Origin of the sequence: Neiella litorisoli (assembly GCF_014773395.1) — a bacterium.
Taxonomy (GTDB): domain Bacteria; phylum Pseudomonadota; class Gammaproteobacteria; order Enterobacterales; family Neiellaceae; genus Neiella; species Neiella litorisoli.
The window spans coordinates 1-1,294 of the sequence record NZ_JACXAF010000045.1 but is presented as its reverse complement, the minus strand read 5'-3'; the positions used below and the strand labels follow the sequence as shown (position 1 = coordinate 1,294).

The 1,294-nt window shown below is 52.9% G+C and carries 1 rRNA gene; it reads right to left on the bottom strand.

Annotated elements, in window-relative coordinates:
* Position 1: 1 nt before the first annotated feature.
* Positions 2-1,294 (bottom strand): 23S ribosomal RNA (locus IC617_RS18735); the annotation flags it as partial.

Sequence of the window (1,294 nt, the reverse complement as noted above, 5' to 3'; positions counted from 1 at the left end):
CACGGGCAATTAGTACAGGTTAGCTTAACGCCTCACAGCGCTTCCACACCCTGCCTATCAACGTCGTAGTCTTCGACGACCCTTCAGAGACCTTAAAGGTCTAGTGAGAACTCATCTCGAGGCTCGCTTCCCGCTTAGATGCTTTCAGCGGTTATCGATTCCGAACTTAGCTACCGGGCAATGCGACTGGCGTCACAACCCGAACACCAGAGGTTCGTCCACTCCGGTCCTCTCGTACTAGGAGCAGCCCCTCTCAATTCTCAAACGCCCACGGCAGATAGGGACCGAACTGTCTCACGACGTTCTAAACCCAGCTCGCGTACCACTTTAAATGGCGAACAGCCATACCCTTGGGACCGACTTCAGCCCCAGGATGTGATGAGCCGACATCGAGGTGCCAAACACCGCCGTCGATATGAACTCTTGGGCGGTATCAGCCTGTTATCCCCGGAGTACCTTTTATCCGTTGAGCGACGGCCCTTCCATACAGAGCCGCCGGATCACTATGACCTACTTTCGTACCTGCTCGATGTGTCTATCTCGCAGTTAAGCTGGCTTATGCCATTGCACTAACCGTACGATGTCCGACCGTACTTAGCCAACCTTCGTGCTCCTCCGTTACGCTTTGGGAGGAGACCGCCCCAGTCAAACTACCCACCAGGCAGTGTCCCAGCACCGGATAACGGTGCATGGTTAGAACATCAAACATACAAGGGTGGTATTTCAAGGATGGCTCCACAACATCTGGCGACGCTGCTTCAAAGCCTCCCACCTATCCTACACATGTAGGCTCAATGTTCACTGCCAAGCTATAGTAAAGGTTCACGGGGTCTTTCCGTCTAGCCGCGGGTACACTGCATCTTCACAGCGATTTCAATTTCACTGAGTCTCGGGTGGAGACAGCATGGCCATGGTTACACCATTCGTGCAGGTCGGAACTTACCCGACAAGGAATTTCGCTACCTTAGGACCGTTATAGTTACGGCCGCCGTTTACCGGGGCTTCGATCAAGAGCTTCGCAGACGCTAACCCCATCAATTAACCTTCCGGCACCGGGCAGGTGTCACACCGTATACGTCATCTTTCGATTTAGCACAGTGCTGTGTTTTTAATAAACAGTCCCAGCCATCTGGTCACTGCGACTGACAATAGCTTAGAGAGCAAGTCTCATCACCGTCATCAGCGTACCTTCTCCCGAAGTTACGGTACTATTTTGCCTAGTTCCTTCACCCGAGTTCTCTCAAGCGCCTTGGTATTCTCTACCCAACCACCTGTGTCGGTTTGGGGTACGGTT